This window comes from Vibrio metschnikovii CIP 69.14 (assembly GCF_000176155.1).
GTDB lineage: Bacteria > Pseudomonadota > Gammaproteobacteria > Enterobacterales > Vibrionaceae > Vibrio > Vibrio metschnikovii.
In genome coordinates this window covers 1-22,675 of record NZ_ACZO01000007.1, presented here as the reverse complement: position 1 = coordinate 22,675, position 22,675 = coordinate 1, and the positions used below count along the sequence as shown (strand labels likewise).

Sequence of the window (22,675 nt, the reverse complement as noted above, 5' to 3'; positions counted from 1 at the left end):
AATGCACTATAACTTTCTAATTAGTTACTAAATATACTTGCGTACCGAGAAGATACAATTATTATTTAACTATCAATGACAAAAATAAGTAGGTCATCATGGCAATCACTACATACCGAGGATTTACTCTAAAATCTGCAGATAACTCACCAGACATCTGGCAAGTGCAGATCAAAAAAAACATTTTAACTGGAAACCTCGCTGCAGTAAAAAAAAGTATTGATTGGTTTTGTGATACGGCATCGCTGATTGACCCAAGTGAATTTGAATCGATTGGCAAAAAACGAGAAGGTGGTTCACAAACGATTCAAGAGCAATTCAACGGTTTTATGTTAAAAAATGATACAGGGGAACCCAATGGATGGTATTGCTTTTTCAATGGCCGCTTGATCAAAGGAGCAAAAGTTGCTATTCAAAAACATATCGAAGCTTATCTGATTGCAAAACAGAAAGCGGAAGCTCAACAAACTCAATTAAAAAAGTAACAAAGAACGAAGTATATTATGACTCTTGTATATTCAACGGAAACGGGCCGTATTAAGCCTGAAGCCCCAAGCATCGAACGTCCGAAAGGTGATGGGATTGTCAGAATTCACAAAGAAACGAAAGGTCGCAAAGGCAAAGGTGTATCAATTATTAAGGGTTTAGACCTTGATGATGCACCCCTCAAGCTGCTGGCTGCTGAGCTAAAAAAGTCCTGTGGCTGCGGTGGCTCGATCAAAGATGGTCATATTGAAATTCAAGGTGAAATGCGAGATAAAATTAAGCAATTACTTGAAAAAAAAGGTTACACGGTAAAGCTTGCTGGAAGCTAATAACGACACTTGTATATCGATAACAAGAGTAGTTATTAGCTATTTTATGGTAAATAGACCTTATGTTTAATCACTGAACTACTCAGAGTCGAAGTAGAGTAAGGTCTATCTCAAGCTCTCTTTTTATAGCCCACATAAACTAGATAAAACCACCTTTACCTTCGCCGGATTATATTTAACATAACAATGATAATGCGCACTAATGTGTGCCATTAATATTGACATCAATATCATGCTCATGGTTCTATACATGCCTTACGTTTATCACTATAAGGATATGTAATGAAACGTGAAACGATCGCTTTACACCATGGTTATCAAGCTGATAATCAAAACTCCGTTGCGGTACCCATTCATCAAACCACCTCATTCAGTTTTAATGATGCACAACATGCTGCAGATCTTTTTGATTTAAAAGTCCAAGGTAATATTTATTCTAGAATTATGAATCCGACCTGTGATGTGCTTGAGCAACGTATCTCAGCACTTGAAGGTGGTATTGGCGCACTGGCGGTCGCTTCTGGGATGGCCGCGATTACTTATGCTATTCAAACTCTTGCTCAAGCTGGTGATAACATTATTTCAATTAGTGAGTTATATGGTGGAACTTATAATTTATTTGCTCATACTTTGCCTAGACAAGGTATTGAGGTTCGATTTGTAGATAAAGACAATTTTACTCAGTTAGCTCAAATGATTGATGATAATACCCGAGCGGTTTTTTGTGAAAGTATCGGCAATCCATCCGGCAGTATCGTTGATATTGAAATGATAGCTAACCTAGCCCATCAACATGGTTTACCGTTAATTGTTGATAATACTGTGGCTACGCCCTTTTTGTGGCGACCTTTTGAACATGGTGCTGACATTGTGGTTCACTCTGCTACAAAGTATATTGGCGGTCACGGAACCACGATTGGCGGTCTGATTGTCGATTCAGGTAAGTTCCCATGGCATGCTTATCCGCAGCGCTTTCCATTATTAAATGAGCCGGATATTTCATATCATGGAGTTAACTATGCTCAAGATATTGGTGCTGCGGCTTTTATCGCTAGAGCGCGTGTTGTCCCTTTGAGAAATATGGGAGCGGCGCTGAGTGCTCAGGCGGCTTGGAATCTATTACAAGGATTAGAGACATTAGCTTTGCGGATTGAGCGAATTAATCACAATACTTTTGCTGTAGCTCAATGGCTTAGCCAACATCCACAAGTGAATTGGGTAAATTACGCGGGTTTAAGCACTCACAAAGATCACTCACTTGCCCAAAAATATATGCATGGAAAAGCCTCTGGCATCCTAAGTTTCGGTATTGTCGGTGGCCGAGAAGCTGGGGCGCGTTTTTATGATGCATTAAATCTAATTCTTCGTTTAGTTAATATTGGTGATGCAAAAAGTTGCGCCGCGATTCCTGCATCGACGACTCATCGCCAGCTCAATGATCAAGAATTACAAGCTGCAGGCGTTTCAGCTGATATGGTTAGGTTATCAATAGGCATAGAGCATATTGATGATTTGCTTGCTGATCTTGAACAAGCGTTACAAGCTACCGTGTAAATCTTATTCTGATATCTGAATCATGGCCTTGATGGGATCCCTGTGGCCATGATCGGAAGAAGAATCCTGAAGCTCCTCTCTATTAAGCTATTTTATATTTATTATTTCTATGGGGGTTAAAAACATTTTCTGGTTTATGTTACAACGCAACGTAAGTTATAGTGCGTTAAGATAAAAACTGATAAATATTTTATTACATCAAGCCCTCTTGCCAGATCCAACGTAGTTAATGATTCTGTTGTACATTCATGAATATAAAATAAGCTTTTGTTTGGTACAATGAAGGCGTTATTGACATAGAAAATCAAAGAAAAAGAGCACATGAGTGCTCCTCTTAAATAGACAATTATTCTGCTTTATTCTGCTGATCCTCAGCATACTGACGGCGAATTTCCTGAGATACAATTTGAATCGCCTGTGCGGTACTGATCCCTTCTGCCATCATTTGCTGAATTTTTTCGACAGCGGCTTGCTGTTCACTGTGAGTTAAAGTCGGTATATCGTCAAACATAAATAGGCTCCTATTGGGGAGCCTCACTATAAAGAGACTATCAGTAACTAGCAAGGAAGTTTATATATGCACCCATAGCATTTTCATTGGTATAGCTCGCTCCGATATCGAGCTGAATGATATTCAATGGTGATAATCCAATTCCAGCAGTGATGGTACCGTCTCGACCACTGTAGGCAAGATTTTTGTTATACCCTACTCTCAATTTTAATTGACGCATGATATCCACTTCACCACCAATACGGATCATTTGCGTATCATCGGCAAAGTTATTAAATCGACGATCGGTATTCAAATCATAATCCACACTCAAGGTCGCATAATCAGCAACGATGCCAGCACCGAGCGTGATTTGTGGACGAATTTGATAATCATACTGAACAGAGTTTACCGTTTGCGTTGAAATATCTCGACTGATCAAATTGGTGGCAGCCGCTCCTAAACGATAAGGCCCATAAAACCATACCGCACCAGCATCAATGTTAAATGTGGTTTCTCCCGTACCGTTATCTAACAAATCTTTGAATTCATAGTTGTTAAAGCTGGCTTGATAAAGATAAGTATAAATGCGTTGTAATTTCGGAGTGATACCAAAAGCCATATGTTGACCGAGGAAGGTTTGATATTTGGCTAACGAGATACCAACTTCAGTAACGGCAATAGATACAGCATTAATACCGCTATTTTGTGCCTGCTCAAGAATACATTCAGGGCTGCTAGGATTAGCACCACTGACAGGGCAATCTGATGCGATGCTGGGAGCGGCATACACTTCTGTGTACGCTTTGCCAAATATATTGGCAGATATATAGCGGTTTGGTATACCAAAAGCGATAACCCCACCAAGATTAGCATTGAGTGTATTACCGTCAATATCATTAAGCGCAGTCTGTAATTCGGTGGCTTTACTGGGATCATTACTATTAATGAGATCAGCAATATTATCGATACTTTTCACTAATTTATCAGGATCGTTATAGGTAAATCCAATGCTGGGTAAAATCATCCCCGCGTCATCATTACGTCGATAAATAGCGACTAAAGCAGGATTATAAAATGGAGCAGTAAGATAGTTTGCAGAGACCACGCCAACGCCGCCCATGGCATCTCCGCGAGCTTCAATAGCATAATTCGCCGCAAGAGTCTCTGTGGCAACCAGCAACGCGGGAAGCGTTAAAAGCCAAATGTGTTTTTTACTGTTCATATCCAATAAACCGTTGGTTACTTTGTTGTTATAACGGCTTATTGTCTATCAACTTTAACTATTCCTCTAGAGAAACATTATAGGTTTTACTGATAACTTGAGCTTGCTCTATGATTATTGGTCCTTGCCAGCGTTTATGAGTCATTGAAACCGCTAAGATGTAGCGATCCGATGTTAGATCAGTTAACTCAAGCTGAGTCGGATAGTTTGATTCATAACTCTGTTGCCAAATTTCTTTATACTCGCCATCAAAATAATCGTACACCGACACATCTAAGCGAGGCAATGGACAGTGGCGATTCAATAATGCGTTTTTATCAACCGTCCATTGATCTTTACTCGACCAACGCACCGTTTGCTTCGCTTTGGGTTCTCCAAAGATAACCCAAGTGCTCCACGAATCTTGATCTTCAGCCGTGATATCGATTCGGTACAACCCCATCGATAACTTGGAATTCAGATTATAATGTTTACGAAAGGTTGCTCCTCCCTCAGTGACGCCGTCACTTGAGCGGGTGAAGCTACTGTCGGTAGAAATAGGCCTCTCGACCCATTGAGTTAACGTTATATTATTGAGTGCTTTATCGCTTTGTGCTTCTAATATGACTTGATATGCGTCACGACCAGGGCTTTGAATATCTACCTTACGAATGACGATACTATTTAGCCATACCGGAAAGGTTTTGCTGGCTAGTCCCTTACCACAGTCCACCGATAACGATTGGATCAATAAATCGTTTAAGTGTGTTTTGGTATTCTTCGTTTGATTAAGTTGCCAAACTTCAACCAGCGAATGAAACATTCGATCGAGATCATTGTTAAGTAGATGCTGATGCACTTGAGTTAATGGACTACTACTCTCAAACCATTCAACACTTTGTGCATAAAAAGGCACGCACACTAGCGTGCCAATAATACATAGTTTACTGTGCATGATTTAGGCTTTCATCTTGTACCCAACACCACGAAGCGTTTCTATTTCTAACCCGGGTAGCTTTTGACGCAATTGCAATACATGCGTATCCACCGTTCGTGTCGTTGGAAAATGATTGTAACCCCACACATGATCCAATAATTCATCACGGGTAAATACTCGGCCTAAATTACTGGCGAGGAAAAGCAATAAATCAAATTCCGTTCGTGTTAAGGTAATGCATTGTTGATTAAAAAATACTTCTCGAGTGGCTTTATCGATCACCAAGTTTGGTGTGACCACTTTGCTATCATCATTATCTTCACCATCCGGTGAACGAAGCTGCGCTCTGATCCGCGCAAATAATTCAGCTTCAGCAAACGGTTTGGTGAGATAGTCATTTCCTCCCGCATCTAAGCCTGTCACTTTATCTTTAACGGTCACTAAAGCGGTCAATAAGATGACAGGGATCTCTTTTAAAGCTTTCCACTCCGCGAGATGAGAAATTGAATCACCATCAGGTAATTGTCTATCTAAAATGACTAAATCCGCTTTTTCCCAGTATTGATCCACTGCGGCGATAGTTTCTGCATGTAAACAGTCATATCCCGCTTGCTCTAAACTTACCAGTAAACCGTCAGCAAGGTTTTTATCATCTTCAACGAGAAGCAATGTCTGTTTCACAAGGTATCTCCAAAATAAACGTGGTTGGTGGTCCGATTAAGGTCAAACGACCTCCCATTCTACCAACCATCGATTCAACAATCGTTAAGCCAAGTCCTAAGCCACTTTTACTTACAAAAGGCTTACGTAAATGACGCCAATCTTTATGGGTCAGCGTTCCTTGATCAGTCACCTTGATGGTAACTGAATCAATTGTTGACGTGACTTCTAAGGTTACAGGAGCAACGCCGTATTTTACGGCATTGCGAATTAAATTATCGATACAGGTCCCAAGCCAATATACGTTGAGCTTTGCCGCTATATCTTGTTCAACAATTAACGCTATAGGTTGAGTAAACTCTTCTTCTACTTTATATTGCAACCATTCTTCAACTGAGGGAACCCAAGCGGTCGCGAGCGGTTTATTATCCGACTGTAGATAATCTTTACTGGCTTCGGCAAGCTGTCTTAAACGGCGAGAATCCTCACAAAGACGACGAAACTCATCGTATACAGTTTCGGGTAAATGTTCAAATTCTCGGCGAAACCCTTCAACCGTTAATGATAAGCTAGCGATGGGCGTTCTCAACTCATGGGTTAGAATTTGTAAGATTAGCATCCTACTTTTCATTTCTTGTCGTTTAGAGTTCCAGCGATAAATTGACCAACTGATCACCAAGAAAATATTTGCCAACACCAATACAAACATACTGATACGAAGTAAATCCGTATGATCTTGTACATTCCAGCATAAATTGCCTCGTTGAACAAAACATGTACTATCACTTTCTACAATCGAGTAGGAGGCGGGATCACTCCCGCCGTCCTCTCACACCACCGTACAAGCGTGGATCGCATACGGCGGTTCCGAATAGATTTTCAATGTTTCATACCCTTCCAACAATGAGTATAACCCCAACTCTTCCAACCGTTTGTTGGGTAAAGCCTGATTGACTTGGGGCGTCCGTGAGAGTTTCCACCATCCTTTATCTGAACCTGCGACTTTCCATGCATTAGGTTTGGCGACTCCTAAACTAATCAGCCACATCGCTATGCTGTATTTCCGCTTTTTCTGTTTTAGACGGTAGCACCGCAGTCGGCGTCTTATCCAACTGTCTAGGTGACTCATCGATGACGGCCTTAAGCCCAGTTTAAAGTAGTTCTGCCAACCTCGTAGATACGTCGATAGTTCCTTGATGATTGCCGGGAACGTTCGTCCTCTATTTCGTTTGGTGACTTGTCGCACTCGTTTCTTCATTTGATGCATGGCGTCATCACTGATACCTATCACACCATCATCGTTGAAGCGGTGTCCCAAGTAGCTACGCTCACTCACTCTGGTCGCCGCACTTTTCTCACGGTTTACCCGTAATTTAAGCGTCTGCTCCAAGAACTCCGTAACCGAGGTTTTCACCCGTTGCGCTGCTGCTTCACTACCTACGTAGATTTGGCAATCGTCTGCGTATCGGCAGAACTTATGACCTCTACGTTCTAACTCTTTATCAAGCTCATCCAATACGATATTAGAGAGCAGCGGCGACAGAGGACCTCCTTGTGGGGTTCCTCTTTGTCTTCGCTCTATCACTCCATTTCGCATCAGACCACTTTGTAGATATTTCCTGATCAGTTTCAGCACCCGTTTATCCGCGATATCTTGAGACAGCCGATACATCTGTCTGTCGTGATTGACGGTATCGAAGTACTTCTCCAGATCTATATCGACTACATATCCCCGCCCTTCTCGAATGTATTCACTCGCTTTCGACAAAGCATGATGAGCACTCCTTCTTGGTCTGAACCCGAAGCTGCTCTTTGAGAACTTCGGCTCATACAACTGTGTCAGGAGCTGTGCCATCGCTTGTTGTACGATGCGATCCTGAACGGTTGGGATACCCAGTTGGCGTACTCCACCTTTTGGCTTGGGGATTTCTACACCCAGAACGGGAGACGGTTGGTAACTTCCATCCAGTAAAGACTGGCGAAGTTGCTGCCCATTATCCAACTGGCGAAGCTTTTCCAAGGTCGCTGTGATCGTCAGTCTATCTACCCCACCGCACCCCTTGTTGCGCTTCACCTGTTTGGTCGCAGCGTTTAAATTACCCGGACTGAACATCTGTTCGAGTAATCGAGTGGTGTCCATCAAGACTCGTCCTTCTTTCTATGCCAAATCAGCTTGTTACGCTTCGTTTCCGTCAGTTCCACTTTTGGCTTCACCAATCGGAACGTAGAGATGGGTCGCATCGTTACTGTTACTCCACTGATTTGAATATCTGGCGACTGCTTCTTGACCTATTCAGTTCCGGCCTTCCCTTAAGTTGTACTTCCTCAAGGTACTATGCCTTCTGCTGACTCCTTATTACCCATCAGCATCCATCACTGGCTGCTTAGTTTCGTCCGAAACAGATAATAAGATCTCCCGAGGTAAGACGTTGTTCTTTCTCGTGGTCATGCCTGATTTACTGCATCGCACTTCTCGTCGAGTCGTTGGGCTATTCTATCTATTGCTAGGTTACCCAAGTCGACACAGCCTACTATCAGATTTCTGTTCGTCATCACCACGTTTTGCCATTTGCTTCCTTCAGATTTCACCTCACGATGAACACCCTTGCATAGGCTAACGGTTCCCGCTCGACTGAGCCCGTAGAGGACTTTCACCTCCTAGATCAACGCCATGCTCGGCGCACAAACTAAATGCCAGTCCCGCTTGACTGGCATTTTTCTGCCAAATGCTATCATCGAATAAGTAGTACTCATCGCCTTTTCTTAACCAAAGCTCATCCTTATCACCAAACATAATCGCACCAGCGATCAATGCATTCATCGCCTCTTCGTTCATTCTCTGCAAACGGCCCAACAAAGATTGACTAGGCGCTTGCGCTCGCTCTTGAATATGCATAAAAGGTTCAAGTTGTGCATACTGATCAGGATAAACTTCTGCGTAGCGTGCAGCATAAGTACCACCACCAGGATGAATCAATGAGCTTCTGGCAAACCAACGTACGGGTAATTGACTTCCTTTACACAACGCTCGAGTAAAGACTAAAGGTTCCGTCACTAAAGGGTTCAGAGGTAAATTACCCGAGCAGTTTTGTGCTAACTGATACAAGAGCTGAATATCTTTTAATGGATAGGACGCGGTTTGTGGCAACATGCTTTCTGGTGTTAATAATCGAGTAGGATACTCTTTTTGAATCGTACGAATATCATAGGTGACCATAGCTGCCTGCTCATCAAACAGCGATACAAACAGTTCAATCCGCTCTGGTAGGGAATCGGCAAAAGCTGAAACAGTAAAAGTACAAGCGGCTAGCACTAAGCTGCGGATGAGTGTTCTTGTCAATGTGAATAATCGTTTGATCATAAAACCATAAAGTGATGATGTATTATCTATAAATAGAAACAACGCTTGTTATATCACTGTCAATAATATACCAAAGTATCGATCTTATTGGTTCGGAACATTTTCCCTGCCCTCTTGAGCTTTGTTCGTATACCAGAAAGCATGAAGCCAGCAAATTGCTGGCTTCATGCTTTGATGTCATCAGATTACAACGCTTTGGAGATGGCGTCTACACTCTCTTTCGCATCCCCAAATAACATGAAGGTATTGTCTTTGAAGAACAACGGATTTTGCACTCCTGCATAACCCGTATTCATTGAACGTTTAAACACAATCACTTGTTTCGCGTGCCATACTTCTAATACTGGCATGCCTGCAATTGGGCTATGAGGATCATCTAACGCCGCTGGATTGACCGTATCATTCGCTCCAATCACTAAGACGGTATCGGTTTTGGATAGGTCATCGTTAATTTCATCCATTTCTAATACAATATCGTAAGGTACTTTAGCTTCTGCTAACAGTACGTTCATGTGGCCCGGTAACCGACCAGCCACAGGATGAATCCCAAAACGGACATCAATCCCTAATGCTCGCAACTTCTCGGTGATTTCATAGACAGGATACTGCGCTTGCGCGACAGCCATACCATAACCCGGGGTAATCACGACTGAACGAGAGTTTTTGAGAAGTTCTGCCACTTCTTCAGCATTCATTTCTCGGTATTCACCTTGCTGTTCATCGCTACTAATCACTACTTCTTGACCAAAGCCACCAGCAATAACACTGATGAATGAGCGATTCATCGCCTTACACATAATATAAGACAGAATCGCCCCAGACGATCCCACTAAAGCGCCGGTCACAATCAGCAAATCATTGGCGAGCATAAAACCAGCGGCGGCGGCAGCCCATCCCGAATAAGAGTTGAGCATTGAAACCACAACCGGCATATCAGCGCCACCGATTGAAGCAACCAGATGGTAGCCAAAGGCTAAAGCAATTACGGTCATGATGATCAACGGCAATAAGCCGCCATCCATCTTTAAAAATTGCATGAGTAACAGAACCGATATCACTAACGCCGCGAGATTTAACTTATGCTTGTGTGGCAAATTTAGAGGCGACGAGCTAATGGAACCGCTCAATTTACCAAACGCGACGATCGACCCAGTAAACGTTACGGCACCGATGAATACTCCGATAAAAACTTCAACCAAATGAATTACATGTTCCGCATGAGTATCCACCAAAGGAGCATCGAGCAAACTGTTATAACCGACCAATACGGCAGCCATACCGACAAAGCTGTGCAACATCGCAACGAGCTCTGGCATCTGTGTCATCTCTACTTTATTGGCGAAACGGATCCCAATGACGGCCCCAATGATCATGGCCAAAATAATCCAGCTTAGCCCTTGTGCCTCAGGACTGAAGATGGTGGCTAGCAGCGCGATCGTCATACCAGCCATACCGTAATAGTTACCGGTAAGTGCTGATTCTTGTTTCGATAATCCCGCTAGACTCAAAATAAAACATAAGGCAGCAATAATATAAGCCGCGTGTACTAATCCTGCAGACATTATTATTCTCCCTTAGTCTTTACGGAACATGTCAAGCATACGTTTCGTGACCGTAAAGCCGCCAAAAATATTGATGCTTGCAATCAAAACGGCAATAAATGCCAAAAAGGTTACTATCCCATTACCTTGGCCGATTTGTACTAAAGCACCGACGATAATAATTCCAGAGATAGCGTTGGTTACTGACATTAAAGGGGTATGTAGTGCATGAGTTACATTCCACACCACGTAATAGCCAACTACGCAAGCTAGTACAAACACCGTAAAATGGCCGAGAAAAGCCGCCGGAGCTACCGATGCTATCCAAGCAAATGCACCGACGCCAGTTGCTAAGCCAACCAACTTGTTCCAAGGTGATGCTGGTTGCTTAGCTGGTTTTTCTACCATCGGTTTGTTTTGGACAGGCTGCTGTACAGAGACAGGGATAGGCGGTGCGGGCCAGGTGATCTCACCTTGCTTAATGACAGTGACCCCGCGCAATACTACGTCATCAAAATCAATGTCAATAGCACCATTCTTCTCTTTGCAAAGCAACTTCAATAAATTGACTAAGTTCGTCGCATAAAGCTGAGAAGCTTGGGTGGGAAGGCGACCTACCATATCGGTATAACCAATGATTTTTACGCCATTATCAGTCGTGATCAGTTGATCTTTGACCGTATACTCACAGTTCCCCCCATTTGCAGCCGCTAAATCAACAATCACACTACCCGGTTTCATGCTGTCTACCATCGATTTGGTGATGAGTGTCGGTGCTGGTTTACCAGGGATCAGTGCGGTAGTGATAATAATATCGGCTTTTTTTGCTTGTTCTGCGTAAAGCTCTGCTGCTTTTTGATTGAAATCATCCGACATTTCTCGAGCGTACCCATCACTCGAAGCAACCGTCGGCAGATGATCAATTTCCAGAAACTCAGCGCCCATTGATTGCACTTGCTCTTTAACTTCTGGACGAACATCGAATGCTCTAACAATTGCGCCAAGGCTTCCTGCTGCACCTATAGCGGCAAGGCCCGCTACCCCAGCACCAGCGATAAACACATTCGCGGGAGGGACCTTACCTGCAGCGGTGATCTGCCCAGTAAAGAAACGGCCAAATTGATGCGCCGCTTCAACGACAGCTCGATAGCCAGCGATATTCGCCATTGATGATAATGCGTCTAAGGCTTGAGCTCGAGAAATGCGAGGCACGCAATCCATCGCTAATACATTAATGCTTTTCATTGCCAGTTTTTCTAGCAACTGAGGATGTTGAGCTGGCCAAATAAAACAGATTAATGTCGCGTGCTCTTTTAATAACGAGACTTCATCGATTTGCTCATTGTAAATTGGCGCATTCACTTTTAATACAATATCGCAATTCCATACTACCTCGGAGGGTTCAACCATCGCACCAGCCGCTTGGAATGCACTGTCTTCAAAACTCGCTAATGAACCGGCTTGAGATTCAACCACAACCTCAAAGCCGAGTTTTATCAGTTGCTCTACTGATGAAGGTGAGGCTGCAACTCGCGTTTCCCCCGCTAGCCTCTCTTTTGGCACACCAATTCGCATATCATTTCCTTGATTTTGGGACAAAAAATAAAAGAACGCTAAGCATAGCGACTTAGCGTTCTTTTATTCATGACTTCTGTCAACGACTGGAGAAATTAGTTAAAGATCTGACCACTCATCTGATCAATGAAAAGCTGAGCTTTTTTTAACATTAACTGATCAGCCTCTTGTTTATTCGACAAAATATCAGAACGAATAAAACGATGGGTCTGTAACTCACCATTAATCTCTTGAGTAATTCGGCCAGCGACTCGGTATTGGCCGTTTTCCGCGATCGATTCTTGATAAATGAGCATACCTTTATATTCAACAGGCTGAATTGATTCTGGTTGCTTTTTCTCTCTTCCCCCAAACCAGCGAGCAAATAATCCCACAACTACTCCTTATGTTTCTTATTGTTCTTCAGAATTGGCTCTTCATACCATTCTAACGGATTATCGTGATCAAACCGAGCTTGAGATAAAATAACGGGAATGTCTTTATCTCGCATAGTACGACGATCTTCAATGATCATGGGTTCCGCCGCTTGAATGGCAGCGAGAGCTTGTTGTTTTAAAATCACCAACCGCTCTTCAGGAAGGGCTGAAAGGAAGTCGACATCATGTCGGATATAAACCGGGCGCATTTGACTCAATGCAAGACAGGCCAGATCCGCTAATTGGTCATGATTGTATTTCTCACTATATTGACGCTGAATCAATACTTGTCCTACTAACGTTTCCATATAGTTATGTACATCAACATTTAACTGCATCCGTTTTCTCCTGAATCATGCGAACTTATCCTTAAGCCTATGTTTCGACCAATGATACTAAAATGAGCTATACCCTTCCTACTTAAAACTGCAGCGGTGTTGGCTACCTACAACTTCAAGTCGTTTGGGTATATCTGAGTAAAAATGTGAAAGCATCCGATTAACACCTGTTCAGTGTAGCAAAAAACTTGGCAATTATTGAAATCAACGTATTCTTATAACCAAAGGGACTTAAACCATTTGCGTAACTTTTCACCAATAAGGGACTGCATTGATTCAAATGGCGCATGAATAATCTATGTCGACAGATTTTGCTTCTTCATCTTGGTTTCGTTTTGCCTTCCCTATCCTGTTACTTATTACAGTCTGGATCGGAATCGATAACCTCGTTATGGTCGTGCAAAGCAATATTGGCTTTGCGCAAAATTTACCTTACGTGCTTTTTGTCAGCGCTATTGCTATCGCTCATTTATTTAAGCAAAGTCGGATAGCCATGATCGCCAGTGTGTTGCTGGTAAGTTACCTGATTGTTCAATACCGACTGCAATCCCCCCTATCCGATGGTTCAACATTACTTGAATTGTCTCTCTTGGCAACGCTACTTCCCGTGGCTTGTCTCATTAGCTATGCTTTTTATAATCAAGGGCTCGCTACACGCAGTTTTGCCAAATTCATCGGGCTGTTACTGATGTTGTTACTGTGGGGGATGTTGAGTGTTACTCACTTTTATGATGGCTCTGTCATTGATTTACATGAAGGTCTACTTTACAGCGTTCCGCAAATTTCTCGATTACCCTTTATTCTAGTACTTTATCTTTTCGCTTTAGTCGGTGTCTGTGCGATTTTAGTATTAACCAGAAATCGTATGATCGATGCCACTATTTACAGCGCTTTATTGTTAACCAGCACTACCTTTATTTTTTTCCACGTTTCCTTTATATCCAGCATTCTTTTTTCACTCGCTGGTGTCTTATTGATCTTGTATTTGATCGCAGCAGGTCATGCATTGGCTTTCAATGACCGATTAACTCAACTGCCTGCCCGACATGCTTTGGATCTTGACCTGCAGCGTTTAGGGAAAAACTTCACGATTGCAATGGTTGATGTCGATCACTTTAAGGCATTCAATGATACCTATGGCCATGAAACTGGTGACGATGTGCTAAAACTTGTTGCCAGTCGCTTACGGCTCGTTCCCGGTAATGGACGAGCTTATCGTTATGGTGGTGAAGAATTTACTTTGCTTTTTAAAGGCAAAACGGCAGAACAAGCAAAACCACATTTAGAGTGGTTACGTCACGATATCGAACATTACGATTTAGTTATTCGAGATACAGACACTCGCCCCGCTAATCATCAAGAAGGTTCAAAAAAACGTAAACGTCATAAAGCGTCATCCGTTACTATTACTATTAGTATCGGCATTTGTGATAGTCACGTAGAGCCCACCTCAAAATCTGCATTAACCTTAGCCGATCAAGCTTTGTATAACGCTAAAAAAGCTGGGCGAAATTGCATAAAAGTCATTAAGTAAGTAACAATTGTTATCACCCATCGCAACTTATCAAATAAAAGTATGCTAATGTTTTCTTGTGATTAATTTTTTAACCGCACTGTATAGAGAATCGATGCATTGACCATTTTTTTTAACGTCATTAATAAATATCTTATTAAAATGCTATGCCTAATGACATTAGCCTTTCCCGCTATCGCATGGGCTGACCGGGATTGGTCACAGCAAGCTGTACGGATGTGTGTCGATCCTGATTGGGAACCTTTAGAGAAAATCACCCCTGATGGTCAGTTTGTTGGCATTGCAGCAGATTTATTACGAGTGATTTTTCAGCGAGCCAAGCTGGAGTTTGTCGTAATACCAACAGTGAATTGGAACGAAAGCTTAGTCAAATCCCAAGCTGGGGAATGTGATATTCTGGCGTTACTCAATAAAACCGAACAACGCAGCCAATGGCTTAATTTCACTCGGCCGTATCTTGTTAATCCTAACGTCTTAATTACTCGACACGAGCATCACTATGTAGATAACTTAAACGATCTCGCCAGTACCGATAGTAGTATTGTTCTGCCTATCGGTACCTCTGTGTATGAATTTCTTAAACGTGACTATCCAAACATCAATTTAATCCCTGTTGATACCGAACGAGAGGCTTTCGATTTAGTGGATAGAGGGCTAGCCGATGCAACATTACGTTCATTATTAGTCGCAGCGTATACTATTAGAAACGAAGGCTGGTTTAATCTTAAAATCGCAGGTGAAATCGGTGACTATAAGAATTTGTTACGAATCGGTGTACTTCACCAGCACCCATTATTGCTAGAACAATTAGATCAGGCCATTGCCACATTGACTGTCGAAGATATCAATCAAGCCATTAATCGACACGTACCTATTTCTGTGAGTTATCGTTACGACTGGATAATGATCGTAAAAATCATCATGATTTCTATGATCATTATCTGTGCATTATTATTTGCCGGGTTACTACAGTACCGCTCTCATCGACGTTTATTAGCACTAAAATCTCAATTAGAAACCACGTTAGTGGAAAAAGATAACATTGAATTACGACTTCGAGAAAGTGAACGCTTTTATCGCTCATTGGTTGATACTGCTCATGAAGGGATTGGCGTTATTCAGAATCAACGTTTTGTATACGCTAATCACTATTTAGCGCAAATCGTTGGTCTCAGTATTGAGCAACTTCTTGAGCTTTCTTCATTCCTCGACCTAGTGAGTCCAGAATACCAACCTGCTGTGTTAAAAGCCCATCATCAGCGTCTAAGTAAAGAAGCAACACCACCGCAACGCTATCAAGCACAGCTAATTCATGCTAATGGACATATCATTGATATTGAAGTCAGTGGCGTTATGGTTGACTGGTATGGTGAACCCGCTTCTTTAAACTTTATCAGTGACATTACGGATAGAAAAAAAGCGGAACGTGAAATTACCCATCTCGCTAATCATGATACGTTAACTGGACTAGCAAATCGCAGGCTACTTATGGAAAGAATGGAACAGTTAATTTTACAAGCTAAACGTAATCCTATTCAGTTTGCCGTTATCTTTATTGATTTGGACAAATTTAAACCTGTCAATGACTACTGGGGACATCAAGTGGGCGATGAACTTTTGCAGGCGATCTCACAACGTCTGACTGAGAGTATTAGAGCATCGGATACTTTAGCTCGTATCGGGGGTGATGAATTTGTCATTTTATTGCCTCATTTACCAAGCGAACATATCAATGATGTGGTACGAAAAATCGAACATACCTTTCAAATACCTTTTGTTTTAAAAGAAAAAACATTATCGATTCATGCTAGCCTCGGAGTAGCTAACTTCCCTAATGATGGAGATACCGCTTCAGAATTGCTTAATAGAGCTGACCGAGAAATGTATCGCAATAAGCAAGTGAACGTATAGCAACGTTGAACTAACGATACTGCTAGTAACTTTACACACAATGAAAATGCCCAACTTTATATACCGCCTATTGTAGGAACTTCTTTATCAATTGCCATTGTGCCGTATAATCGCGACCAAACTACACCACACCAATCTATCAGTGAGCTGCAAATGTCCAAACTATTTTTCAAAGGTCGAATCGATGCTAGACAAAACCACGTTATGTCAGGCTACAACGTAAAGCGTGATATAAAAACAGGCACTGAGGAAGCTCCAATTAATATTGTCGTCTCAACCGAGGCTCGTAAAGCTGAGATAGAGACTTTACTTTCTGAGCACTCGATTGTGGCTCATATTGTCATAGACTCAAAGCAGCCAGAGAACACTATTGAACTTGATACACTACTAAACAAACCTAAAACTATTACCTATGACAAAACACCAAACCGTAATGAATCGTGTATTTGCGGAAGCGGAAAAAAGTACAAAAAGTGCTGCGCTTAAAATATAGACAGTTAGATTAAAAACCGTCTTCTGACGGTTTTCTTATAGGGCTGACAACGCTACTACCAACTTTCCGTATTACACCGTAATCACCAAAATCAACGCATAATAAAAATGCCACGCGTTGGAAGTCCCTCTTGAAGCGTTAGCCGATTTTCAGATCTAGCTTGAAATTACGAATGATTTTTTCATCCAAACAGCTGCGTAAAAACTTATTCATTGCTGTCATGTCATTAGAAGAATAGAAGTCCAGCATGAGCGTATTAAACTCTTGCTGACGCTTGGCTTGCACATTAATGATAGGGAAACCATTAGCTAACAAAATACCGTTCATCATGAACCGTCCTGTACGTTTGTTAACATCCCAAAAAAATTGAGCGCGTGCCATTTGTAAAAATGCAGTAATTGCTTGATCGTAAACATCAGATTCGCTATTCACCTGACTCTCAACTTCAAGCCATTTTTCGTCCAACTCATCTGGAGCCGGAGGCTCATACTCTGAACCCGTAATAGAAACGTAACCAGAGCGAAATTTACCCCACTCCAACGCTTCTTCTTTGCCTGCGATATTGTGGATTTTTAAGGCGGTTTCTTTATTAAATTGGAACTCACCTTGATCAACTAAGCCAAAAATAAACTCCCATGCTCGAGCTTGGTTCATTGCCATATTTTGATCACTAATTCGATGACCACCTACGGTGATCCCATCTAAAATAGTTTGCACCTCAGGCAAAGTCATTGCAACACCCTCGAGGTTAACAGCGTCATAAACCAAAGCTGGTACATCTCTTTTGGCAAGTTGTTTAGCCAGCGGTATATTTGGTTTCATATTCCACATGTTATCTGTCAATGCTGTCATAGTGATCTTCTTCAATGTAAGTAAAACTCGGCTAAGTATACACTTACTGATGAGTAAGTTGATAGAAGTCGGCTAACGCCCACTTAAGGGGCAGCCAACTTTCCGCATAACAAACCAACGCATAACAAAAATGCCACGCGTTGGAAGTCCCTCTTGAAGCGTTTGTTATGTTTGTGGTTCTGAAACGGCTACCCTTTCATTTTTTCTAATATAGATCAGATGGTTATTATAAAACTCACTTTCACCATAACCATGTTGGAGAGCTTTTTTATAAATTGACGCTACAAAAATATCCGCAAGGCTAAAAGCCTGACCAACAATAAAACCTGATTCATTACAAATCGTCTGACTTAACTTATCAAGACACAACATGATCCACTCTCCCCGAATTTTCCGTTTGGATGTTTCATCTAGGTCGGGGCGAAAAAAGTTAAGCACAGTTCGGTTTTGAGGTGAATGAATGCTGGAGTTCACGTATTCACAAACTGAGCGGATTTTTGTTTTTTCCTCAAGACTTTGGCCTAGCAATGGACTCGTTGGAAATCTCTCTTCGAGGTATTCAGCAATAGCCATTGATTCAGTAAATACGAAACCATCAACTAACAATGAGGGTACATAGCCAAATGGATTCATCACACGATAAGTTGTAGTAAGCTCGTCCGAGCTGACTTCAATTCGTTCATACGGAATACCTTTGAAATTAAGCATCCATTCAACCCTTTCTGAGCTGTTGGAACCCTTTGCGCTATAAAGTGACAAGTCCATTTTAACTCCGAAAAACATAACGCCGCGTTAAGGGGTGAGCAACGCAACTACCAACTCACCGCATTACACTAAAAACTAATAAAATTAACGCATAACGAAAATGCTACGCGTTGCGAATCCCTCTTTAACGCCTTGTTATGTTTAGAGAACTGAATTTTGTTCTTTTGCGTATTGTGCGTAGAGAATGTCGGCAAAATCTGTTTCGTTGATAATGCCGATAACAAGATCTCGAACTGCATCCGCAAGTAAATCGTTTTCCTGCGTAAGCTCAAAATCGTTAAGTGATAAATACTCAAGTGCCACAGCCAAACCTGTGCGTTTGTTGGCATCTGGTAGCGCATGTGAAACCGCTATACAAGCAGTGTATTTAGCTGCGATTTCGAAAACATCATCCAGTCCTTCATAAACGATCGCATTATCGATTCGACCTAGCGCCCCTTGAAGCTTAGGAATATCAACTGCCCCTTTCATTCCTGGTTCTGTTTTTAGGATGAAAGCATTAATTTCGACCACTCGTTCAAAAGGAAAACAGATGATATCCATTACATATCAGCCAATTTAGTGAATGTCTTCTGATGGGTACGCAAAGCAAGTTTTGTTTCAGACTTCACAATTTGACGACCAGCATCACCAGTTAAATCAAGCTTTTTGCTAGCCTTAATTTTCGGTCTTTCAACAGCATCAACGCCGTAAGCTTCAACTTTTCGATTCATATCACACCTACTATCAATAAAGGTTTGACCGATTATAGCCCCAAAACGTGATAAAAAACATAACGCCCGGCTAAGGGGTTGACAACGCACCGCCAAACTCAAAAAACACACTGTAAACACTGGACTTCAATTTTGAACTAAAGCCGCCACGCGTTGGCAATCCCTCTTGAGCCGTTTGTTATGTGAATTTTACTCGTACGTCTTGCTGTTGTGCTTTAACCAACCGTGCGGGTGTTTATTGTTTGGATCCTTGTGCGTCCAGTGCATGACACCACCTTTTTTGTTCCATTCATATTCACCGTAAAACTGGACTCGATCGCCAACTTTTAGATTTGAAACCCTAGGAGCTAAATCAATATTGTGAGCAACAAGTAAAGTTTGTTTACTGTCCAGTTTCAATATGAATTTTTGATGCCTACTCCCTTCGTTATCATCAGGTAACAAGCGAATGACCGTGCCTGAGCCTTGAACTTGAATATCACTTTGATGATTTTCATGCGCATTTTTTAACTGATGATCATTAGCTTGAGCACCAATCGAAGCTAGACAAAAGACGGCTATAAATATAGCGATTAACTTCTTCATATACTCAATTTCTCCAATTCACATAACGCCCGCTTAAGGGGCTGACAACGCTACTACCAAGTTTCCGCATAACACTGAAACCACCAAAATCAACGCATAATGAAAATGCCGCGCGTTGGAAGTCCCTCTTGAAGCGTTTGTTATATTCATTTACCAATGTGCCGTTTCTTTAGCGATTTTTTCAACCAAGTCAGAATTATCAACTTTGTACTTTGAAAACACTGGCTGTGCCTTAGTTTGAAATTTGTTTTCGTTGACGAACTTAAACTTTTTTTGCTGTTCTACAAGCAGATTGAAGTGGTACAACAAATCTACCAAGAAAAATACAATTTCTTTAGATTTGACAGGTGAGACTCGATAGATACTAGTGTTTGGAATTTTTTCAACACGCCCAACATCCATCTTGCAGATTCTTTTCCACTGAGAACTTAGATTCAACACAAACTGACGATGATCAGAGCTAGGGATATTTTTCGTTTTATATAGTTCAAGAAAGAGGGTATCAAGTACGCTAAAGTCTATTTCTAACGGTCCACTGAAGCTTTCATTTTTAGCCAAGTCTATTTTTGACTTTTTAGACTCAGAGACTACAGCAACTAAGAAACTCCCCATGATGTTAGACAGGAATTCAGCCTCTGTGTAAAAAGCACTCTTCACATTACTTTCTCTTTTTAGATCAAGGTATAAACTAGCTAGAAGTCCACAAAGCGAACCAACGAAAGCGCCAACTAATGCTCCAGAAATTGCCCAAAAACCATCGTTTGACAGTTTTTCCATTAATATCTCGATCACCCTACTTACTCCAATGAATATAACGCCGCGTTAAGGGGTGAGTAACGCAACGACCAACTCACCGCATCGCACTAAAAACCAATAAAATCAACGCATAATGAAAATGCTACGCGTTGCGAATCCCTCTTTAACGCTTTGTTATGCGCGTGCTTCAGACCAAACAGCAAATTCATTACCACTTGGCTCTATAAAATGAAAACGACAACCACCAGGAAATTCAAAGATTGGACGGATGATATCGCCGCCATTTTTCACAACTTTCTCCAATGTGCTTTCAATATCTGAACTATAGAAAACTAAGAGTGCGCCACCATTTTCAGTCCGACTAGAACGCTCAGATTTGAAAAAACCACCATCTAAACCTTCATTTGAAAAAGCTGCGTATTCAGGCCCATAGTCAACAAAGCTCCAGCCAAAAACCTTTGAAAAGAATGCCTTCGTTGACTCTAAGTCTTTCGCTGCAAATTCTACATAATTGAGCTTTTCATGCTGATTCATTCTTCTGTCATTTTTCCAATTAGCGCATAACGCCGCGTTAAGGGGCAGCCGACGCTACTACCAACTTTCCGCACAACACCGTAATCACTAAACTCAACGCATAATAAAAATGCCACGCGTTGAGGGTCTGCTTGAATTGTTTGTTATGTTTATTTTTCGTACAACTCTAAGGGTAAACCATCTGGGTCTTTAAAAAAGGTAAATCGTTTACCTGTAAATTCATCAACTCGAATTGGCTCAACATCAATTCCGTGTGATTGTAACTCGTTAGCTGTCGATTCCACCGAGTTAACAACAAACGCCAAATGCCTTAAACCTTGAGCTTCTGGGTTACTTAATCTGGACGGTGGCTCTGGAAAAGAAAACAGCTCAATTTGTCCACCATTTGGTAACGCTAAATCTAATTTGTATGAATCTCGGCTTTCTCGATAATTTTCGGCAAGGATCTTGAGACCTAATATTTCAGTATAAAATGACTTAGATCGTTGATAATCTGAGCAAATAATCGCTACATGATGAATACTTTCTAAATTCACAACATTCTCCGATTTGAACTTTATCCGAGTAAACATAACGCCCGCTTAAGGGGCTGACAACGCTACTACCAAGTTTCCGCATAACACCGTAACCACCAAAATCAACGCATAATGAAAATGCTGCGCGTTGGAAGTCCCTCTTGAAGCGTTTGTTATGTTTCATTACCTATTGATTGCATTGGATTTTTACAATGCTTATTGGTTCAAGCAACTTTAACTCAAAATGATAAACTTGCCTACTTTCAGCAATCATTGGTGCAGATAAGATCCCAAATAAGCTGCAGCGAATTAGCCTGCGGAATCAAGGGACAAACAACACCAAAGGAAGAGACCGTTCAGCAAAAACAGAACCTTTTGCGTACACAATTTATCAGAGCAAAACCCGACAGAAACACAAAAGTATCGTTCAACTTTTAATAGCCACCAAAAAGAACAATAAACTCATAATATCAACAAATTAGAACAGAGAGCCTCTTAAATCAGACGTAAGCGTCTATTTAAACCCACCTACCAATAACTCAGCATTCTAGGCATAGTGATTTCGCAACCAAGGAGTCACTATGAACCAATCGAACAAAACTCAATTCTGGGCAGAAATCATTGAGCAACAGAGCCAAAGTGAGTTATCCATTGTCGCGTTTTGCAAGGCAAACCAACTGACGGTAAATACCTTTTACTACTGGCGCAAAAAGCTTTATGGGGGCGAACAGCAACAAGTGGTGCATCCTGTCCTGATAGAAGATAGCCCGAAAAGCATAGGGGAACGCCAGTCGGTTATGCTTTCACTACCAACAGGAATGACCGTTGAATTTCCCTCTAACATGCCAGCACACCAAATCCAAAACTGGTTACAGGCTCTGACGTGTTAATACCGAACTTGGGTATTTACCTGGTCTCGGGCATAACTGACATGCGCAAGTCTATTGATGGCTTGTCATTGATTGTGGCTGATGTGTTGGAAATGGATCCGTTCAGTGAAGCCTGGTTTATCTTCTGCAACCGCGGCCGAGACAAAATTAAGATCTTGTTCTGGGATACTAATGGTTTTTGGCTTTATTACCGCCGACTGGAAAAAGGTCGTTTTAACTGGCCTAAACCCAATGCA

At 41.7% G+C, this 22,675-nt stretch carries 25 protein-coding genes and 2 pseudogenes; 8 read left to right on the top strand and 19 right to left on the bottom strand.

Annotation, left to right across the window (positions count from 1 at the left end; all coding sequences use genetic code 11):
- The first annotated feature begins 98 nt into the window (after positions 1-98).
- The 3 genes from VIB_RS11930 (at position 99) to VIB_RS11920 (ending at position 2,369) form a co-directional block, all read left to right on the top strand.
- Complete coding sequence (locus VIB_RS11930) at positions 99-485, top strand: DUF3319 domain-containing protein (protein WP_004396330.1); 387 nt, start codon at positions 99-101, stop codon at positions 483-485.
- Positions 486-503: 18 nt separating this feature from the next.
- Positions 504-815 (top strand): stress response translation initiation inhibitor YciH, encoded by a 312-nt coding sequence (gene yciH / locus VIB_RS11925; RefSeq protein WP_004396328.1) that lies wholly within the window; start codon positions 504-506, stop codon positions 813-815.
- A 282-nt stretch (positions 816-1,097) separates the two neighbouring features.
- The gene (locus VIB_RS11920; protein WP_004396326.1) at positions 1,098-2,369 is read left to right on the top strand and encodes an O-acetylhomoserine aminocarboxypropyltransferase/cysteine synthase family protein; all 1,272 of its coding nucleotides are present in this window, start codon (positions 1,098-1,100) and stop codon (positions 2,367-2,369) included.
- Positions 2,370-2,715: 346 nt separating this feature from the next.
- On the opposite strand, the gene VIB_RS17370 is transcribed toward VIB_RS11920, so the two are convergent.
- The 11 genes and pseudogenes from VIB_RS17370 to VIB_RS11870 form a co-directional block, all read right to left on the bottom strand.
- Complete coding sequence (locus VIB_RS17370) at positions 2,716-2,880, bottom strand: YoaH family protein (RefSeq protein WP_004396324.1); 165 nt, start codon at positions 2,878-2,880, stop codon at positions 2,716-2,718.
- A 40-nt stretch (positions 2,881-2,920) separates the two neighbouring features.
- Positions 2,921-4,084 carry a conjugal transfer protein TraF gene (locus VIB_RS11915; protein WP_040905005.1) on the bottom strand — a complete coding sequence of 388 codons (1,164 nt, stop codon included), beginning with the start codon at positions 4,082-4,084 and terminating at the stop codon, positions 2,921-2,923.
- Between the two features lie 58 nt (positions 4,085-4,142).
- Positions 4,143-5,018 (bottom strand): DUF2861 family protein, encoded by an 876-nt coding sequence (locus VIB_RS11910; protein ID WP_004396322.1) that lies wholly within the window; start codon positions 5,016-5,018, stop codon positions 4,143-4,145.
- Between the two features lie 3 nt (positions 5,019-5,021).
- Positions 5,022-5,681: a response regulator transcription factor VxrB gene (gene vxrB, locus VIB_RS11905; protein ID WP_004396321.1), complete on the bottom strand. Its 660-nt coding sequence runs from the start codon at positions 5,679-5,681 to the stop codon at positions 5,022-5,024.
- Positions 5,656-6,465, bottom strand: a pseudogene (locus tag VIB_RS11900) (sensor histidine kinase); the annotation flags it as partial. The gene vxrB and the pseudogene VIB_RS11900, both read right to left, overlap by 26 nt.
- Positions 6,466-6,489: 24 nt before the next feature.
- On the bottom strand, positions 6,490-7,800 hold the full coding sequence (gene ltrA / locus VIB_RS11895; RefSeq protein WP_004396314.1) for a group II intron reverse transcriptase/maturase: 1,311 nt from the start codon (positions 7,798-7,800) through the stop codon (positions 6,490-6,492).
- 534 nt (positions 7,801-8,334) lie between these two features.
- Positions 8,335-9,021: pseudogene (locus VIB_RS11890) on the bottom strand (DUF3404 domain-containing protein); the annotation flags it as partial.
- A 185-nt stretch (positions 9,022-9,206) separates the two neighbouring features.
- Complete coding sequence (pntB, locus tag VIB_RS11885; protein ID WP_004396312.1) at positions 9,207-10,583, bottom strand: Re/Si-specific NAD(P)(+) transhydrogenase subunit beta; 1,377 nt, start codon at positions 10,581-10,583, stop codon at positions 9,207-9,209.
- Between the two features lie 12 nt (positions 10,584-10,595).
- Positions 10,596-12,137, bottom strand: coding sequence for a Re/Si-specific NAD(P)(+) transhydrogenase subunit alpha (locus tag VIB_RS11880; RefSeq protein ID WP_004396311.1), 1,542 nt, complete (start codon positions 12,135-12,137; stop codon positions 10,596-10,598).
- A 95-nt stretch (positions 12,138-12,232) separates the two neighbouring features.
- Complete coding sequence (locus VIB_RS11875; RefSeq protein WP_004396310.1) at positions 12,233-12,511, bottom strand: HlyU family transcriptional regulator; 279 nt, start codon at positions 12,509-12,511, stop codon at positions 12,233-12,235.
- A gap of 2 nt (positions 12,512-12,513) precedes the next feature.
- A complete protein-coding gene (locus VIB_RS11870; RefSeq protein ID WP_004396309.1) occupies positions 12,514-12,891 on the bottom strand; it encodes a late competence development ComFB family protein in 378 nt (125 codons plus the stop codon).
- Positions 12,892-13,189: 298 nt separating this feature from the next.
- Between VIB_RS11870 and VIB_RS11865 the strand changes: the two genes are divergently transcribed.
- The 3 genes from VIB_RS11865 to VIB_RS11855 all read left to right on the top strand — a co-directional run bounded on the left by VIB_RS11865 (position 13,190) and on the right by VIB_RS11855 (position 16,822).
- Positions 13,190-14,425 carry a GGDEF domain-containing protein gene (locus VIB_RS11865; protein WP_004396302.1) on the top strand — a complete coding sequence of 412 codons (1,236 nt, stop codon included), beginning with the start codon at positions 13,190-13,192 and terminating at the stop codon, positions 14,423-14,425.
- 153 nt (positions 14,426-14,578) lie between these two features.
- Complete coding sequence (locus VIB_RS17070) at positions 14,579-16,336, top strand: diguanylate cyclase domain-containing protein (RefSeq protein WP_050782743.1); 1,758 nt, start codon at positions 14,579-14,581, stop codon at positions 16,334-16,336.
- Between the two features lie 153 nt (positions 16,337-16,489).
- Entirely contained in the window at positions 16,490-16,822 is a 333-nt protein-coding gene (locus VIB_RS11855) for a PBPRA1643 family SWIM/SEC-C metal-binding motif protein (RefSeq protein WP_040905003.1), read from the top strand.
- Positions 16,823-16,967: 145 nt separating this feature from the next.
- On the opposite strand, the gene VIB_RS11850 is transcribed toward VIB_RS11855, so the two are convergent.
- From VIB_RS11850 to gloA2, 8 genes are all read right to left on the bottom strand, one after another.
- On the bottom strand, positions 16,968-17,681 hold the full coding sequence (locus VIB_RS11850; protein ID WP_172465333.1) for a Fic family protein: 714 nt from the start codon (positions 17,679-17,681) through the stop codon (positions 16,968-16,970).
- 165 nt (positions 17,682-17,846) lie between these two features.
- Complete coding sequence (locus VIB_RS11845) at positions 17,847-18,446, bottom strand: glutathione S-transferase family protein (RefSeq protein WP_004396299.1); 600 nt, start codon at positions 18,444-18,446, stop codon at positions 17,847-17,849.
- A 141-nt stretch (positions 18,447-18,587) separates the two neighbouring features.
- The gene (locus VIB_RS11840) at positions 18,588-18,989 is read right to left on the bottom strand and encodes a type II toxin-antitoxin system death-on-curing family toxin (RefSeq protein WP_004396298.1); all 402 of its coding nucleotides are present in this window, start codon (positions 18,987-18,989) and stop codon (positions 18,588-18,590) included.
- Positions 18,989-19,159, bottom strand: a complete 171-nt coding sequence (locus tag VIB_RS11835; RefSeq protein WP_001080654.1) for a hypothetical protein — start codon at positions 19,157-19,159, stop codon at positions 18,989-18,991. The genes VIB_RS11840 and VIB_RS11835 overlap by 1 nt, the downstream gene beginning before the upstream one ends.
- Positions 19,160-19,348: 189 nt before the next feature.
- Positions 19,349-19,744 carry a DUF3465 domain-containing protein gene (locus VIB_RS11830; RefSeq protein ID WP_040904981.1) on the bottom strand — a complete coding sequence of 132 codons (396 nt, stop codon included), beginning with the start codon at positions 19,742-19,744 and terminating at the stop codon, positions 19,349-19,351.
- A 150-nt stretch (positions 19,745-19,894) separates the two neighbouring features.
- Positions 19,895-20,521 carry a hypothetical protein gene (locus VIB_RS11825; protein WP_147280978.1) on the bottom strand — a complete coding sequence of 209 codons (627 nt, stop codon included), beginning with the start codon at positions 20,519-20,521 and terminating at the stop codon, positions 19,895-19,897.
- A 153-nt stretch (positions 20,522-20,674) separates the two neighbouring features.
- On the bottom strand, positions 20,675-21,034 hold the full coding sequence (locus VIB_RS11820) for a VOC family protein (RefSeq protein WP_004396253.1): 360 nt from the start codon (positions 21,032-21,034) through the stop codon (positions 20,675-20,677).
- A gap of 149 nt (positions 21,035-21,183) precedes the next feature.
- Entirely contained in the window at positions 21,184-21,570 is a 387-nt protein-coding gene (gene gloA2 / locus VIB_RS11815) for an SMU1112c/YaeR family gloxylase I-like metalloprotein (protein WP_040904977.1), read from the bottom strand.
- Between the two features lie 560 nt (positions 21,571-22,130).
- On the opposite strand from gloA2, the gene tnpA reads away from it, so the two are divergent.
- Together tnpA and tnpB are read left to right on the top strand one after the other, a co-directional pair.
- The gene (gene tnpA / locus VIB_RS11810; RefSeq protein WP_040904403.1) at positions 22,131-22,439 is read left to right on the top strand and encodes an IS66 family insertion sequence element accessory protein TnpA; all 309 of its coding nucleotides are present in this window, start codon (positions 22,131-22,133) and stop codon (positions 22,437-22,439) included.
- Positions 22,433-22,675 (top strand): IS66 family insertion sequence element accessory protein TnpB (gene tnpB, locus VIB_RS11805; RefSeq protein ID WP_040905415.1); only part of this gene is annotated, 243 nt, incomplete at its 3' end. The genes tnpA and tnpB, both read left to right, overlap by 7 nt.

Bases quoted from the DNA above. Each gene is read 5' to 3' on its own strand.
- pntB (WP_004396312.1), bottom strand. From the start codon at position 10,583: ATGTCTGCAGGATTAGTACACGCGGCTTATATTATTGCTGCCTTATGT.
- VIB_RS11830 (WP_040904981.1), bottom strand. From the start codon at position 19,744: ATGAAGAAGTTAATCGCTATATTTATAGCCGTCTTTTGTCTAGCTTCG.
- VIB_RS11850 (WP_172465333.1), bottom strand. From the start codon at position 17,681: ATGACAGCATTGACAGATAACATGTGGAATATGAAACCAAATATACCG.
- VIB_RS11865 (WP_004396302.1), top strand. From the start codon at position 13,190: ATGTCGACAGATTTTGCTTCTTCATCTTGGTTTCGTTTTGCCTTCCCT.
- VIB_RS11870 (WP_004396309.1), bottom strand. From the start codon at position 12,891: ATGCAGTTAAATGTTGATGTACATAACTATATGGAAACGTTAGTAGGA.
- VIB_RS11910 (WP_004396322.1), bottom strand. From the start codon at position 5,018: ATGCACAGTAAACTATGTATTATTGGCACGCTAGTGTGCGTGCCTTTT.
- VIB_RS11880 (WP_004396311.1), bottom strand. From the start codon at position 12,137: ATGCGAATTGGTGTGCCAAAAGAGAGGCTAGCGGGGGAAACGCGAGTT.
- VIB_RS11825 (WP_147280978.1), bottom strand. From the start codon at position 20,521: ATGGAAAAACTGTCAAACGATGGTTTTTGGGCAATTTCTGGAGCATTA.
- ltrA (WP_004396314.1), bottom strand. From the start codon at position 7,800: ATGGACACCACTCGATTACTCGAACAGATGTTCAGTCCGGGTAATTTA.
- VIB_RS11920 (WP_004396326.1), top strand. From the start codon at position 1,098: ATGAAACGTGAAACGATCGCTTTACACCATGGTTATCAAGCTGATAAT.
- VIB_RS11835 (WP_001080654.1), bottom strand. From the start codon at position 19,159: ATGAATCGAAAAGTTGAAGCTTACGGCGTTGATGCTGTTGAAAGACCG.
- VIB_RS17070 (WP_050782743.1), top strand. From the start codon at position 14,579: ATGACATTAGCCTTTCCCGCTATCGCATGGGCTGACCGGGATTGGTCA.
- VIB_RS11840 (WP_004396298.1), bottom strand. From the start codon at position 18,989: ATGGATATCATCTGTTTTCCTTTTGAACGAGTGGTCGAAATTAATGCT.
- VIB_RS11930 (WP_004396330.1), top strand. From the start codon at position 99: ATGGCAATCACTACATACCGAGGATTTACTCTAAAATCTGCAGATAAC.
- VIB_RS17370 (WP_004396324.1), bottom strand. From the start codon at position 2,880: ATGTTTGACGATATACCGACTTTAACTCACAGTGAACAGCAAGCCGCT.
- VIB_RS11915 (WP_040905005.1), bottom strand. From the start codon at position 4,084: ATGAACAGTAAAAAACACATTTGGCTTTTAACGCTTCCCGCGTTGCTG.
- yciH (WP_004396328.1), top strand. From the start codon at position 504: ATGACTCTTGTATATTCAACGGAAACGGGCCGTATTAAGCCTGAAGCC.
- tnpA (WP_040904403.1), top strand. From the start codon at position 22,131: ATGAACCAATCGAACAAAACTCAATTCTGGGCAGAAATCATTGAGCAA.
- VIB_RS11845 (WP_004396299.1), bottom strand. From the start codon at position 18,446: ATGGACTTGTCACTTTATAGCGCAAAGGGTTCCAACAGCTCAGAAAGG.
- VIB_RS11855 (WP_040905003.1), top strand. From the start codon at position 16,490: ATGTCCAAACTATTTTTCAAAGGTCGAATCGATGCTAGACAAAACCAC.
- VIB_RS11820 (WP_004396253.1), bottom strand. From the start codon at position 21,034: ATGAATCAGCATGAAAAGCTCAATTATGTAGAATTTGCAGCGAAAGAC.